The sequence below is a fragment of the Bacillus sp. FSL W7-1085 genome (assembly GCF_038595035.1).
Classification (GTDB): Bacteria; Bacillota; Bacilli; order Bacillales; family Bacillaceae; genus Bacillus; species Bacillus altitudinis.
Genome location: NZ_CP152000.1, coordinates 1350760 through 1365145 on the forward strand (window position 1 = coordinate 1350760; position 14386 = coordinate 1365145).

14 protein-coding genes are annotated in these 14386 nt (G+C 40.5%); 10 read left to right on the plus strand and 4 right to left on the minus strand.

Translation table 11 applies throughout. The features are described 5' to 3' along the window. Nucleotides 1–4: 4 nt before the first annotated feature. The 7 genes from MKY11_RS06855 to lepB all read left to right on the plus strand — a co-directional run bounded on the left by MKY11_RS06855 (nt 5) and on the right by lepB (nt 7677). Entirely contained in the window at nt 5–1111 is a 1107-nt protein-coding gene (locus tag MKY11_RS06855) for an efflux RND transporter periplasmic adaptor subunit (RefSeq protein WP_326378822.1), read from the plus strand. Next, a complete protein-coding gene (locus MKY11_RS06860; protein ID WP_047946876.1) occupies nt 1108–1809 on the plus strand; it encodes an ABC transporter ATP-binding protein in 702 nt (233 codons plus the stop codon). The genes MKY11_RS06855 and MKY11_RS06860 overlap by 4 nt, the downstream gene beginning before the upstream one ends. Then, on the plus strand, nt 1796–2989 hold the full coding sequence (locus MKY11_RS06865) for an ABC transporter permease (RefSeq protein ID WP_160757736.1): 1194 nt from the start codon (nt 1796–1798) through the stop codon (nt 2987–2989). The genes MKY11_RS06860 and MKY11_RS06865 overlap by 14 nt, the downstream gene beginning before the upstream one ends. A 335-nt stretch (nt 2990–3324) precedes the next feature. Then, nucleotides 3325–4080, plus strand: a complete 756-nt coding sequence (locus tag MKY11_RS06870; RefSeq protein WP_008345143.1) for a DeoR/GlpR family DNA-binding transcription regulator — start codon at nt 3325–3327, stop codon at nt 4078–4080. Beyond that, on the plus strand, nt 4077–4988 hold the full coding sequence (gene pfkB / locus MKY11_RS06875) for a 1-phosphofructokinase (RefSeq protein WP_342501966.1): 912 nt from the start codon (nt 4077–4079) through the stop codon (nt 4986–4988). The genes MKY11_RS06870 and pfkB overlap by 4 nt, the downstream gene beginning before the upstream one ends. 13 nt (nt 4989–5001) lie before the next feature. After that, nucleotides 5002–6894 carry a PTS fructose transporter subunit IIABC gene (locus MKY11_RS06880; RefSeq protein ID WP_008345139.1) on the plus strand — a complete coding sequence of 631 codons (1893 nt, stop codon included), beginning with the start codon at nt 5002–5004 and terminating at the stop codon, nt 6892–6894. Nucleotides 6895–7104: 210 nt separating this feature from the next. Next, nucleotides 7105–7677: a signal peptidase I gene (gene lepB / locus MKY11_RS06885; protein ID WP_034647709.1), complete on the plus strand. Its 573-nt coding sequence runs from the start codon at nt 7105–7107 to the stop codon at nt 7675–7677. A 63-nt stretch (nt 7678–7740) separates the two neighbouring features. On the opposite strand, the gene MKY11_RS06890 is transcribed toward lepB, so the two are convergent. Then, nucleotides 7741–8016, minus strand: coding sequence for a hypothetical protein (locus tag MKY11_RS06890; protein ID WP_024719551.1), 276 nt, complete (start codon nt 8014–8016; stop codon nt 7741–7743). 144 nt (nt 8017–8160) lie between these two features. Between MKY11_RS06890 and MKY11_RS06895 the strand changes: the two genes are divergently transcribed. Next, entirely contained in the window at nt 8161–9780 is a 1620-nt protein-coding gene (locus MKY11_RS06895; protein WP_007498620.1) for an ATP-binding cassette domain-containing protein, read from the plus strand. A 40-nt stretch (nt 9781–9820) separates the two neighbouring features. On the opposite strand, the gene MKY11_RS06900 is transcribed toward MKY11_RS06895, so the two are convergent. The 3 genes from MKY11_RS06900 to mreBH all read right to left on the minus strand — a co-directional run bounded on the left by MKY11_RS06900 (nt 9821) and on the right by mreBH (nt 12374). Next, the gene (locus tag MKY11_RS06900; RefSeq protein ID WP_008345134.1) at nt 9821–11053 is read right to left on the minus strand and encodes an aminopeptidase; all 1233 of its coding nucleotides are present in this window, start codon (nt 11051–11053) and stop codon (nt 9821–9823) included. Between the two features lie 107 nt (nt 11054–11160). After that, nucleotides 11161–11292 (minus strand): protein YkpC, encoded by a 132-nt coding sequence (locus MKY11_RS06905; protein WP_003210922.1) that lies wholly within the window; start codon nt 11290–11292, stop codon nt 11161–11163. Nucleotides 11293–11366: 74 nt separating this feature from the next. Further along, a complete protein-coding gene (gene mreBH / locus MKY11_RS06910; protein WP_017359401.1) occupies nt 11367–12374 on the minus strand; it encodes a rod-share determining protein MreBH in 1008 nt (335 codons plus the stop codon). A 276-nt stretch (nt 12375–12650) separates the two neighbouring features. Here mreBH and MKY11_RS06915 point away from each other — a divergent pair, with 276 nt between their 5' ends. Together MKY11_RS06915 and MKY11_RS06920 are read left to right on the plus strand one after the other, a co-directional pair. After that, nucleotides 12651–12929, plus strand: coding sequence for an AbrB/MazE/SpoVT family DNA-binding domain-containing protein (locus MKY11_RS06915; RefSeq protein ID WP_017359400.1), 279 nt, complete (start codon nt 12651–12653; stop codon nt 12927–12929). Nucleotides 12930–13073: 144 nt separating this feature from the next. Next, entirely contained in the window at nt 13074–14363 is a 1290-nt protein-coding gene (locus MKY11_RS06920) for an ATP-binding protein (protein WP_017359399.1), read from the plus strand. Nucleotides 14364–14386 lie beyond the last annotated feature (23 nt).

The following is a 14386-nucleotide window of genomic DNA, read 5'->3' on the forward strand; positions in this document are numbered from 1 at the left end:
TTTTATGAGAAAGAAAATCATCATCGGATCCATTATCATTATTGTGATTGGTCTATTTATTGGATTTAATATTGCAAAAAACCAATCAAAGCCTGCCTCTACGGCATCATTTAAAACAGTCCAACTTGCATCAAAAGAAATAACCTCTAAGGTGATGACGCCTGGAACACTTTCATTCTCGGAGGAGCAATTTATTTATACAGAAGAGGAGAAGGGAAGCCTGAATCATATCGCTGTGAAAGAAGGAGAAAAAGTGAAAGCTGGAACACCGCTCCTTACATATGAAAATAAGGAACTGGAGCTTGAAGAACAGCAGCAAGCACTTGCGGCTGAATCAAGTACACTAAAGCTTGAACAATTACAAAATAGACTCAATTCATTAGATGAAAATCAGGGAAAAAAGGCGGGCTCTGATTCGAAAAACGAGCGAGATCAGCTTGAACTCGAACTCAAAGCTGCTGAATTAGAGCAAAAACAAGCGGAGCTTAACCAAGAAAAAGTAAAGGCACAAATAGAAGATTTAACGATACATAGCAAAATTGAAGGAACAGTCATCTCCGTCGAGCAAGATGCTGGCGCAGGGAAGCTAGAAGAGAGACAGCCGGTAATCCATATTGGCAATGAGAAAAAAATGATTGTACGAGGCTTAATCAGTGAGTATGATGCTATGAAAGTCAAAAAGAAACAAAAAGTAAAGGTAACGTCTGATGTCATTCGCGGAAAGAGTTGGCAAGGAGTGGTGAAAAAAGTGGGCGCTGTGCCTGCCCAGTCAACAGCAGAAACAGCTGCTAGTGATCAAACCGTACAATATCCAGTCGAAATTGAAATAAAAGGGAAAAAGCCGGATGCAAAACCAGGCTTTAAAATGATCATGGAAATTGAAACGGACAAGCGTCAAGTGCTCACAATTCCTGAAACAGCTGTGAAAAAAGACAAAGATGGTTCATACGTTTATGTTGTTGAAAAGAATGCACTGAAGAAAGTAAAAGTGACATTAGGTGAAACGTCAGGTCAAGATCTTGAAGTGACGAAAGGTTTAACAAAAGAAGATCAAATCATTGCAGAGCCATCAGATGATATGTATGACGGAATGGAAGTGAATGCTGAATGATTCAGCTTTCAAACGTGACAAAAAGCTACGAAGTCGCTGAGGAGACATTTGATGTATTAAGTGAAGTGGACCTCGTCATTGGTAAAGGCGAGTATATGTCCATTATGGGCCCGTCCGGCTCTGGAAAATCAACGTTAATGAATATCATTGGCTGTCTGGACCACCCGACCTCCGGACAGTACCATTTTCAAGGTATGGAGCTGTCGGCAGCAAAGGATCAAGAACTGGCAGTGATTCGAAATCGATCCATTGGTTTTGTTTTTCAACAATTTTATTTACTGCCTAGATTAAATGCGAGGCGAAATGTTGAACTTCCGATGATTTACGCTGGTATCAGTCAAAAGGAAAGAAAAGAGCGTGCGGAAATGGCACTTGAAAAGGTTGGTTTGGCAGATCGAATGAAGCATATGCCAAACGAGTTGTCAGGGGGTCAAAAGCAAAGAGTAGCCATCGCACGTGCGATTGTCAATGAGCCGGAGCTCATCTTGGCAGATGAACCAACAGGCGCTCTTGATTCAAAAACGAGCGGCTCGATTATGGAACAGTTTACAAAGCTCAATGAGGAAGGAACAACGGTTGTGCTCGTTACTCATGAAGAAGAAATAGCTGCGTATACAAACCGGATAGTCGTTGTAAGAGATGGACGCCTCGCTCAAGATAGATTGATACAAGGAGACACAATGAATGAAACTCTTTGAAAATATCAAAATAGCGCTGAATTCTGTCCTAGCTCATAAATTGCGGTCTATTTTAACGATGCTTGGCATTATTATTGGGGTTGGCTCGGTGATTGCAGTCGTTGCCATCGGTCAAGGCGGCGAGCAAATGCTGAAAGAATCAATTTCAGGGCCAAACAATACCATTGATATGACCTATACACCCTCTGATGAGGAGTTAAATGCGAATCCGAATGCGTTATTTGAAGCCACATTTACTGAAGAAGACATTCAAAGTGTTCAAGCATTGAATGGGGTTAAACAGGTTGCCTCCTCTACGGCACAAGGCATGCAATTAAGGTTCCAAGATACAACAATAGATGCAACGGTCAATGGGATTAATGAAGGCTACACGAATGTACATTCATTACATATAGCAGAAGGACAGGACTTACGTGAAATCGATTTTAGGAGCGGAAGAAGGGCAGCTGTTATTTCAGAAGGGATACAAAAAGAATTGTTTAATGGAGAGAAGGCAGTAGGCGAGTTGATTTGGATGAATGGACAGCCGGTTGAGGTGATCGGAGTTTTAGCAAAACAGGAAGGGCTGTTTTCATTTGATATGAATGAAATATATGTCCCTTTTGCAATGCTGACAACTGCATTTGGTGTGAAAGAATATGATAAGTTGTCTATTCAAGTCGCACATGCTGATCAAATGAAAGAAGTAGGAAAGAGTGCGGCTGCACGATTAAATAAAAATCACCATACAGACGATGCTTACGAAATGATCAATCTGGAAGAGATTGCAGCAGGCATTGGTCAGATTACGTCTGTCATGACAACAATCATTGGCTCAATTGCTGGTATCTCATTACTTGTCGGCGGCATTGGTGTCATGAATATTATGCTCGTATCAGTCACAGAAAGAACAAGAGAAATCGGAATTCGAAAGGCACTTGGGGCAACTAGGACTCAAATACTCGTTCAGTTTTTAATTGAGTCTGTCGTCCTTACACTGATCGGTGGGTTACTTGGAATCGCGCTTGGCTTAGGAGGTGCTTCACTTGTGTCACTGTTTGCAGGGTGGCCTTCTCTTGTATCGTGGCAGATCGTATGTGGAGGCGTCCTATTTAGTATGCTCATTGGTATTATTTTTGGACTGATTCCTGCCAATAAAGCAGCGAGGCTCGATCCTATTGAATCACTTAGATATGAATAATCCTAAAGTTAACGTTCAAGGTGCTGACAAGAAGGTAGAACGAGATATGTTGCCTGCTTTTCCGCACCTGAAGCCTTTATGCAAAACGCATAAAGGCTTTTTTTCGTTCAATTGAATGAAATGAAAAATGATAGAAATGCTAATATCATGACTTTCTTCTCAATGTCACATATTTTTCAGTTTACAAATGGTACATATAAAGGTAAGATGACCATTGTGAAAGATTTTGATAGTTATTGAATGTATTTGATTGTTTTGTATTGATAATGTTGAAAAAAGCGATTACAATAAAGGTGCGCGCAAAATGAATACGTTTTCAAAAGGGGGTGTTTTCAATGCTAACACCAGAAAGACATCAACTCATTATCGACTATTTAGAAGAAAACGATGTCATCAAAATACAGGACTTAACGATTATGACGGATGCGTCTGAATCTACAATTAGAAGAGATTTGTCAGCCCTCGAAGAAAAAGGCTTTCTTAAAAGAGTTCATGGAGGAGCTGCTAAAATATCTAGTATTCGTCTTGAGCCAGATGTGTTTGAGAAATCTGCCAAAAACCTTCATGAAAAGTCATTGATTGCAGAGGCAGCTGCATCACTTTTAAAACAAGGCGATTGTATTTACTTAGATGCTGGTACGACAACACAGCAAATGATTGACTTTATCGATCCAGATCAAGATATCGTGGTGGTGACAAATGGTGTCATGCACATTGAAGCACTCATGAGAAAAGGCATTTCTTTTTACCTGATAGGCGGATCAGTGAAACATCGAACAGGAGCCATGGTGGGAGCCGCAGCTTTGACAGCTATGGAAAATTACCGTTTTGACAAAAGCTTTGTTGGGACGAACGGCATTCATCCCGAGGCAGGGTTTACAACACCTGATCCAGAAGAAGCGCTCATTAAAAAAAGAGCTATGAAGCAGGCGAAAAAAACCTACATCTTAACAGATGCCTCAAAGTTTGGCGAAATATCGTTTTCAACCTTTGCTAGTTTACAGGAAGCCACCATTATCACAAACGACGCAAAAGAGGATTCATTCGATAATTACCATGAAAAAACGGTTATAAAGGTAGTGAAAACATGATTTATACAGTTACTTTAAACCCATCAGTTGATTACATCGTACACGTGGAGGATTTTGCGGTCGGCGGTTTAAATCGTTCAACCTATGACAAAAAATATCCAGGTGGTAAAGGAATCAATGTCTCAAGGCTTTTAAAACGGCATGGTGTTGAATCAAAAGCACTTGGATTCATTGGCGGTTTTACAGGCAAATATATTCAAGACTTTTTACAAAACGAACAATTACAAACAGCCTTTCATGAGGTGTCAGAAGATACACGTATCAATGTGAAACTAAAAACAGGCGAAGAAACAGAAATCAACGGGCTCGGTCCAAGTATTACTGAAGCACAGTTCGATTCGTTTTTATCCCAATTCACTTCATTAACAGAAGGCGATGTCGTTGTATTAGCAGGCAGCATTCCTTCTTCACTGCCTCATAACACATATGAGCGCATTGCTGAAGTATGTGCGAAGCAAGGGGTAAGAGTAGTACTTGATATTTCTGGAGAAGCCTTAAAAAAAGCAGCAGATCTGAAACCATTCTTAATGAAACCAAACCATCATGAGTTAGGTGAAATGTTTGAAACCAGTATTTCATTTGCAGAAGAAGCCATTCCTTATGGGAAAAAGCTGTTGGAACAAGGTGCTGAACATGTCATTGTATCTATGGCTGGAGACGGCGCTCTCTTATTCAGTAAGGAAGGGATCTTTCAATCTAATGTTCCAAAAGGCAAGCTGATCAACTCAGTTGGTGCAGGGGATTCAGTCGTTGCAGGATTCTTAGCCGGCGTTTCTAAAGGCCTTTCCATAGAAGAATCATTTAAGCTTGGCGTTACATCAGGAAGTGCTACAGCATTTTCTGAGGAACTTGGAACAAAAGAGCTTGTCGATACATTATTGCCACAAGTAAAAGTCACACGCATTTAAAGGAGGAGTCATCATGAAAATTACAGAACTACTCACGAAGCATACGATTAAGCTTCAATTAGACAGCCAGCAAAAAGAAGCCGTTATTGAAGAACTGGTCACTGTATTAGATACAGCTGGTAAATTAAATGATAAAGAAGGCTACAAAGCAGCTGTTGTTAATCGTGAAAAACAAAGCTCTACGGGAATCGGAGAAGGAATTGCGATTCCTCATGCGAAAACAGCAAGTGTGAAAGAACCTGCTATTGCATTTGGTCGTTCAACAGCTGGTGTAGATTATGAATCATTAGACGGACAGCCAAGTCATCTTGTCTTTATGATTGCAGCAACTGAAGGCGCAAACAACACGCATTTAGAAGCACTTTCTCGTTTATCCACACTTCTCATGCGTGAAGAGATCCGAAAGCAGCTTCTTGAAGCGGCTACTGAAGATGAAATCATTGAAATTATCAATACACATGATAAAGACGATGAAGAAGAAGAGGAAGTCAAAGAGGAACCGGCTGCACCGGGAAAACCTGCTAAAATTTTAGCGGTGACAGCTTGTCCAACAGGCATCGCGCATACATTTATGGCCGCAGATGCTTTGAAAGAAAAAGCAAAAGAAATGGGCGTTGACATTAAAGTTGAGACAAATGGCTCTAGTGGAATTAAACATGCCCTGACAGCAAAAGAAATTGAAGAAGCGCCAGCTATTATTGTGGCAGCTGATAAACAAGTTGAAATGGAACGCTTTAAAGGCAAACATGTCATTGAAGTACCTGTGACAGCTGGAATTCGCCGTCCGCAAGAATTGATCGAAAAAGCCATCAATCAAGATGCGCCGATCTATAAAGGTTCAGGCGGCAGTTCTTCAAAAGATGAAAATGAATCATCAGGCAAGGGAAGAAGTGGATTCTATAAGCACTTAATGAGCGGTGTAAGCAACATGCTTCCGTTTGTTGTTGGGGGCGGTATCCTCGTTGCGATTTCATTCTTCTGGGGAATTAACTCAGCTGACCCTAAAGACCCTTCTTTCAATTCATTTGCAGCTGTATTAAAAGGAATTGGCGGAGATAATGCGCTTGCCTTAATCGTTGCTGTATTAGCTGGATTTATCGCAATGAGTATTGCAGACCGTCCAGGTTTCGCACCAGGTATGGTTGGCGGATTCATGGCCTCTGCAGCAGGAGCTGGATTCTTAGGCGGATTGATTGCTGGTTTCCTTGCTGGTTACATCGTGGTGCTACTCAAAAAAGTATTCACTTTTGTACCACAGTCGCTCGATGGAATTAAACCAGTTCTGCTCTATCCATTGTTCGGTATTTTCTTTACAGGGATTATCATGCATTACATCGTCAACACGCCTGTTAAAATGGTCATGGACGGATTAACACACTGGCTTGAATCACTTGGTACTGGAAACCTTGTATTAATGGGGATTATTTTAGCTGGTATGATGGCCATTGATATGGGTGGTCCGATTAACAAAGCTGCCTACACATTTGGTCTTGCGATGATTGCTGCCGGCAACTATGCACCGCATGCTGCGATTATGGCAGGCGGAATGGTGCCTCCTCTAGGAATTGCGCTAGCGACAACGATCTTTAGAAACAAATTCTCTAAACGTGACCGTGAAGCAGGTATTACATGTTACTTCATGGGAGCTGCGTTCATTACGGAAGGGGCGATCCCGTTTGCAGCGGCAGATCCTCTGCGCGTCATTCCTTCAGCTGTGATTGGTGCAGCAGTTGCAGGTGGATTAACAGAATTCTTTAGAGTGACGCTTCCTGCACCGCACGGCGGACTATTCGTTTTCTGGGTAACAAACCATCCAGTTCTTTACATCATCAGCATCTTAATCGGTGCCATTGTTACAGCGCTACTTCTCGGAATTCTAAAAAAACCAGTCCGACAAGAAGCTTAATTTGAAAAGAAGCATCGTGAAGAGCGGTGCTTCTTTTTGTTTAATTATCAGCAAATTAGGAAAAAATATCTAATTGAATGGTTGTCTTGTGAATTTTTAAATGACATGTGATAAAGTAAAGTTATTCAATTCGCGTTTCAAGTCTTTTAGCAGAAAGTCTTAGGAGGAAGCAGTATTTTGAACGAAGAAAACAAACAAAACGAAAATGACATTCAATCTGATGGGAAACAAGCCAAAAAAGAGAAGAAAAGTTCTCTGTTTGAATGGATCAAAGCCATTTTAATTGCACTTGCCCTCGTCCTCATCATCCGTACGTTTATTTTTGAGCCGTATGTGGTGGAAGGAGAGTCAATGGAACCAACCCTTCATGATGGAGAAAAGCTGTTTGTTAACAAAACCATCAACTATCTCGGTGGAGTCAAACGTGGTGACATCGTGATTATTAATGGAAAAGACGGTCAGAAAATTCATTATGTCAAACGATTGATCGGCCTTCCAGGCGACACGATTGAAATGAAGGATGATACGCTTTACATTAATGGTAAAAAAGTAGATGAGCCTTATTTAAAAGAGAACAAGGCGCATGCCAAAGAGTATGAGGTACATTTAACAGGAGATTTTGGTCCAGTGAAAGTACCGAAAAACGATTACTTTGTTATGGGTGACAACAGACTGAATTCTATGGACAGTCGAAATGGACTCGGACTCATTGAAAAGGATCGGATTGTCGGCACATCAGAATTTGTTTTCTTCCCATTTGGCGATATTCGACAAACACAATAAATACACCTTTCTCAATGCGTAAGAAAGGTGCTTGAATGGACGACCCTTCATGTAGGGTCGTTTTTAATTTGGTGTGAGCATCGTGACAATGATGACAATGGCCAAAACAGAAGCGAAAACGGACCCAGTAATCGCCACAACAGAACGGAATAATCCAATTTTCACATTGTCTTTTCCGCGCTTTTGTAAAAACCGTTTTGAAAAGATATGGACTAGTGTGTAAATGAGGACAAGTCCAATATAAAGGCCAAAGTCTCTTGCATTAAAGCCAGTCGCCGATAAATAAATGCCCATAAAGAAAATCAATAAACAGTATTCCATGAGTGTGAGTAATCTCAAATCGCCCGAACTCCTTCAATAAAAACATTCCCACTTATTATACCATATTGGACAAAAAGCCTTTGTTCTTAGCGAGAGACGTTTCTATCAATCGTTATTCATGTTATACTTCATATTGATGAATGAGTGATGGAGGATTAATAAATGATTGCAGTGAATAATGTTAGTTTGCGATTTGCTGATCGTAAATTATTTGAAGAAGTAAATATTAAGTTCACTCCTGGCAACTGCTACGGACTAATTGGTGCCAATGGAGCTGGTAAATCAACGTTCTTAAAGATTCTTTCTGGAGAAATTGAAGCTCAAACGGGCGATGTTCATATGAGTCCTGGTGAACGTTTAGCGATTTTAAAACAGAACCACTTTGAATACGAAGAGTTTGAAGTGTTAAAAGTCGTCATCATGGGTCACAAACGTCTATATGATGTGATGCAGGAAAAAGATGCGATTTATATGAAACCTGATTTCTCAGATGAAGACGGAATTCGTGCAGCAGAGCTTGAAGGTGAGTTTGCTGAGTTAAACGGATGGGAAGCGGAAAGTGAAGCTGCGATCCTATTAAAAGGTCTTGGCATTCCAGAGAGCCTACAATCGAAGAAAATGTCTGAGCTTGGCGGATCTGAAAAGGTTAAAGTATTGTTAGCACAAGCTCTATTCGGTAAACCTGACGTTCTCCTTCTCGATGAGCCAACGAACCACTTGGACTTACAAGCGATCCAGTGGCTGGAAGAGTTCCTCATTAACTTTGAGAATACCGTCATCGTCGTATCGCATGATCGTCATTTCTTAAACAAAGTATGTACGCATATTGCAGACCTTGACTTTGGAAAAATTCAAGTGTATGTCGGAAACTATGATTTCTGGTATGAATCAAGCCAGCTGGCATTAAAACTCAGCCAGGATGCCAACAAGAAAAAAGAAGAACAGATTAAGCAGCTTCAAGAATTCGTTGCTCGGTTCAGTGCGAACGCATCTAAATCGAAGCAAGCGACATCAAGAAAAAAATTGCTTGATAAGATTTCGCTAGATGACATTAAACCATCTTCTCGTAAATATCCTTATGTTCATTTTGCGCCAGAGCGTGAAATCGGAAATGATGTCCTTCAAGTAGAAGGTCTATCAAAAACGATTGACGGTGTAAAAGTACTGGATAACGTCAGCTTTATTATGAATCGTGAGGATAAAATTGCGTTCTTAAGCCGTAATGAGCTTGCTGTCTCTACTTTATTTAAAATCCTTGCTGGTGAAATGGAGCCAGACAGCGGGACGTTTAAATGGGGCGTGACAACATCTCAAGCCTTTTTCCCTAAAGACAACAGTGAATATTTTGAAGGAAGCGATTTAGATCTTGTTGATTGGCTTCGTCAATATTCTCCTAATGATCAAAGTGAAAGCTTCCTGCGTGGTTTCTTAGGCCGTATGCTTTTCTCTGGGGAAGAAGTGAAGAAAAAAGCAAGCGTCTTATCAGGTGGAGAAAAGGTTCGTTGTATGTTATCAAAAATGATGCTGTCTGGAGCGAATATTTTGCTGTTAGACGAGCCGACGAACCATTTAGACCTAGAGTCCATCACAGCGCTGAATAACGGTCTAATGAGCTTTAAAGGGGCTATGCTCTTCTCATCTCATGACCATCAGTTTGTTGAAACAGTTGCAAACCGTATTATCGAAGTGACGCCAAATGGCATCGTTGATAAACAAACAACTTATGATGAGTTCTTATCAGATCAAGAGATTCAAAAAAGACTACAAGAACTGTATGCATAAACATAAAGAAAAGACATCCACATGAGGATGTCTTTTTTCTTTAAAAAGCCCAATTTCCATTTCGGAAAATCGGTTCACGTTTACCATCTTTTGTGATCCCATCAATATTCATTTCCTTTGAACCAATCATGAAATCGACGTGTGTAATACTGCTGTTCACACCAGCTGCGTCTAGTTCCTCACGTTTCATCTCTTTACCGCCTTCGATATTAAATGCATAACCGCTGCCGATGGCAAGGTGATTGGATGCATTTTCATCGTAAAGTGTATTGTAATAGAGGATATTTGAGTTAGAAATTGGTGAATCATCTGGTACAAGGGCAACCTCACCTAGATAATGTGAGCCTTCATCTGTTTCAACGAGAGAGGTTAAAATGTCTTCGCCCTCTTTTGCTTTCACATCTACAATACGCCCATTTTCAAAGGTTAACGTAAATTCATCGATAATGTTTCCTGCATAACTAAGTGGCTTAGTGCTAGAGACAGTTCCGTTTACACCATCTTTTTTAGGTACGGTAAAGACCTCTTCTGTCGGCATATTGGCCATGAATGATACGCCGCGTTCACTCACGCTGCCAGCACCTACCCAAATATGCTGCTCTGGAAGTTCAATCGTTAAATCTGTACCTGGTGCTTCATAGTGCAGCTTGTGGTAGTGACGTTCATTTAATACTTTTACTTTTTCATTTAGTGATTCATCATGCTTTTTCCACGCTTCAACAGGATCTGGCTGATCAGCGCGGGCGACTTTAAAGATTTGATCCCATAATAATGCAACAGCTTCTTCATCTGCATGCTCAGGGAAAATCTTTTTCGCCCAATCTTTTGATGCAGCCCCGACGACTGTCCATGCAACTTTGTCAGATTGAACGTATTGACGATATGTATGAAGTGCTGAACCTGCAGCTTTTTGTTGTGAAGCAATTTTTTTCGAGTCAATGCCACTTAGAAGATCAGGGCTTTCTGACAAGATCGTAATAAAAGCACCGCCACGTTTTGCGATGGTTTCCATCATCTGTGCTTCCCATTCTGGAAATTGCTCAAACACATCTTGTGGGGCATGTTCATATTTTAAACGGGTCAGAACACCATCACTCCAGCGGATATGTACGTTTTTCGCTCCACGCTCATATGCGTGTTTTGCCACAAGGCGGACAAGGTCTACAGATTCAGTGAACGCAGATACGACCACTTCTTGACCACTTTGAACATTTACACCTACTTCAACGATGGTTTTTGCATATTGATCTAGTTGTTTTTCAAATGAACTCATAAAAAAACCCTCCTTTAGTCATGTTCATCATATCAGATTTAAGACCGAAAAGGAAAATGGGGAGCCGTCCCGAAGCAAAATAAAAAAGCCGCTTTCGTGCGGCTTTTTTAGCGGTTCAGTTGTTTCACAGGCTGTGCATTAGAAGGGGGCATATGTGAAAACGACAGGCTCATTCCTCCTAAAATAATACCGGTTAAAATGACTGTGACAACGACCCGTTTACCTAAATCAAGCAACATGTTCTTCCTCCTTCACGTTTATCCATTCATCACGATATGATCGAAATGATGAAAAAAGAAGTAGAACATGAAGATTATTTTAATGTTTTTTGCAATTTATCGATTACTTCTAATGAACGACCTGTTCCAATTGCGACAGATTCAAGAGGATTTGCTGCGATATGAACTGGGACGACAATTTCTTGAGAGAGCCATTCTTGAATGCCGTTTAATAGTGCACCACCGCCAGTTAGAATGACGCCGCGATCTACGATATCACCACTCAGTTCTGGAGGGCTGTCTTCTAATGTAGCCCGAATCGCCTCTAAAATATGAAGAAGTGATTCTCGCATAGCACCTTGAATTTCTGTTGATTCAAGTGTAATTGTTTTTGGAAGACCTGTGACAAGGTCGCGTCCACGAACTTCTAATGACTCGGGTTCGTGTTCAATGAGTCCATAACCAATTTCCATTTTTACCTGTTCAGCTGTCCGTTCACCGATCAGTAAATTGTATTTCTTTCTCACAAAAGTAATGATATCTTCATCCAGTTGATCTCCGCCAATTCGGATCGAGTGGCAAGAGACAACTCCGCCAAATGAAATGATCGCTACCTCTGTCGTTCCTCCGCCAATATCTACAACGACGTTGGCAACAGGCTCGTCCACCGGGAGATCAGCACCGATTGCAGCTGCGACGGGTTCTTCAATTAAATGCACATGCTTTGCTCCGCAATTTTTGACAGCATCGCTGATCGCGCGGCGTTCGACAGCTGTTGAACCTGAAGGTGTACAAACAACCACAGTCGGCTTTCTAAAGGTAAACCCAATATTTTTTCCTGCTTTTTTCATAATTTGTTTAAGTAAATCGGTTGTCATATCATAATCAGCGATGACACCATCTTTCATCGGACGGATCGCTACAATTTTTCCAGGTGTTTTCCCAATCATCTCTTTTGCTTCTGACCCCACTGCAAGGACAGTTTTTGTTTCCGTATCTACTGCCACAACGGATGGTTCATTGAGAATAATTCCTTTATTTTTACTGTAAACCAATATGTTAGCTGTTCCTAAATCAATTCCAATTTCGGCATTTTGAAACATGTTTTCACCCAATCTCTATTTTTGCTGTTTTAAACAATTTTACATTTAAAAGTTCAGAGGGTTGAGGTCATTTGTGGGGGTTTGTGATCACCTTGAAATGAATCTGTAAAATTCAAGTCTCATTTTGACAATCACAATAAATTTTCCCTTTGGTTTTTCGATTTTGAAAAAAATTTTTATGCAGGAGAAACCTTTTAAGAATCTCTTACGTCTACGATATATCAATTGGTGAAAAACAGATTGATCTTGAGCTAATGAAAGAAAGAGGGAACGAAATTGAAATCTATCGGAGTTGTAAGAAAAGTAGATGAACTAGGGCGTATTGTGATGCCAATCGAATTGAGAAGAGCACTTGATATCGCTATTAAAGACAGTATGGAATTTTTTATAGATGGAGATAAAATCGTCTTGAAAAAATATCAGCCAGAGGGCGTCTGCCTGATGACTGGTGAGATTACTTCTGAGAACCACGAGTATGGAAATGGTCAAATTACATTAAGCGCTGAAGGCGCAGAACTACTGCTAAAAGAGCTTCAAGAAGCCCTTCAGCAGTAAATAAAAATAGCCTGTTCTCTCCCATTGTGCTGAGAGCAGGCTATTTTTTCTAAAAAAGTTCCTTAAAAATGCCGCATCTCCCTCAAAAAATAAGTGGAAAATGGTACAATTGACAAAGAATCTCAGGGCGGCAGGTGGAATTATTTGAACAAAACATATCAAGTACGGATCCTGTTATCCGTTCTTGCATTTATATTAATTTTGAGCTGGGATTTCTTTTATTATCTTAGCGGCTATCACATTAATTGGCCGCTCGATCTAGCCTTTACAGTCGTTGTTTTGGCCGGTATTTGGAGCATCTCAGGCTATGTGGACCGGTTGAATTTGCTTGTATCAGATTTAAATAAACGAGAAAAAGAAGCACACGAACTGACAGAGCGGCTGAATCGAATAACAGATAACTTGCAAGAAATCGTCTTTGAAACCAATGAAAAAGGTGAAATCATTTTTTTAAATCAAGCATGGAAACAAATGACGGGTTACGACATAGAGGAGTGTCTAGGTACGATGTATAATCAGTACTTTGATCAAGAAGAGCATGTCGTTCAGCATTTGTTGTCTGTGATCAAAGAGCATAAGGATGAGGGGCGGGTGGAGCTGCAGCTTCTCCATAAAGAAGGAAAAAAGGTATGGGGAGATGTGCATTATAAGCTTTATTTCGATGAACAGCACCAGTTTACTGGAGGTATTGGAACGGTTGCAGATATCACGAAACAAAAGCAGGCAAAGCTTGAACTTGAAAGATCAAATCAGCAATTACAAATGCAGGCACAAAAGCTGGCTGTTGCAGGACAAATAGCTGCTGGCATTGCCCATGAAGTCAGAAATCCGCTCACCTCAGTCAATGGATTTTTGCAGCTGATGAAAACGCAATATCCTGAAAGAACCGATTATTTTGATATCATCTTTTCTGAAATTAAACGCATTGATTTTGTTTTAAGTGAGCTGCTTGTCTTAGCAAAACCTCAATCGGTTCAATTTCAAGAAGTACAGCTCCATGATTTGCTAGAGCAGGTGATTACGTTATTAAAGACCAATGCCGTTCTTTCAAATATTGATCTCAAACAGCCATTTAAAAAGCAGGATGCTGGCACGATATTAGCAGACGCCAATCAAATGAAGCAACTGTTCATTAACTTAATCAAAAATGCGATCGAGGCGATGCCTGAAGGCGGCAATATATACATATCAACAGAAAAAGTGATGAATGAATGGAAAATCACGATTCAAGATGAAGGAAAAGGAATGTCCGAAGAGGACATTCTGAAAATATATGATCCTTTCTTTTCGACTAAAAAAGAAGGTACAGGACTTGGTTTAACGATCTGTGCGACGATCTTAAAAGATCACCATGGAAGAATGGATGTAAAGAGCGAGCTCAGCAAAGGGACGGCTTTTGATATTTACTTACCTGTGTATCAAAAAAGCAGATAGTAGCAAGGTGAGAGGATGTGATG

Coding starts and splice junctions, on each gene's coding strand:
- MKY11_RS06855 (WP_326378822.1), top strand. CDS start 5: ATGAGAAAGAAAATCATCATCGGATCCATTATCATTATTGTGATTGGT.
- MKY11_RS06860 (WP_047946876.1), top strand. CDS start 1,108: ATGATTCAGCTTTCAAACGTGACAAAAAGCTACGAAGTCGCTGAGGAG.
- MKY11_RS06865 (WP_160757736.1), top strand. CDS start 1,796: ATGAAACTCTTTGAAAATATCAAAATAGCGCTGAATTCTGTCCTAGCT.
- MKY11_RS06870 (WP_008345143.1), top strand. CDS start 3,325: ATGCTAACACCAGAAAGACATCAACTCATTATCGACTATTTAGAAGAA.
- pfkB (WP_342501966.1), top strand. CDS start 4,077: ATGATTTATACAGTTACTTTAAACCCATCAGTTGATTACATCGTACAC.
- MKY11_RS06880 (WP_008345139.1), top strand. CDS start 5,002: ATGAAAATTACAGAACTACTCACGAAGCATACGATTAAGCTTCAATTA.
- MKY11_RS06895 (WP_007498620.1), top strand. CDS start 8,161: ATGATTGCAGTGAATAATGTTAGTTTGCGATTTGCTGATCGTAAATTA.
- MKY11_RS06900 (WP_008345134.1), bottom strand. CDS start 11,053: ATGAGTTCATTTGAAAAACAACTAGATCAATATGCAAAAACCATCGTT.
- MKY11_RS06905 (WP_003210922.1), bottom strand. CDS start 11,292: ATGTTGCTTGATTTAGGTAAACGGGTCGTTGTCACAGTCATTTTAACC.
- mreBH (WP_017359401.1), bottom strand. CDS start 12,374: ATGTTTCAAAATGCCGAAATTGGAATTGATTTAGGAACAGCTAACATA.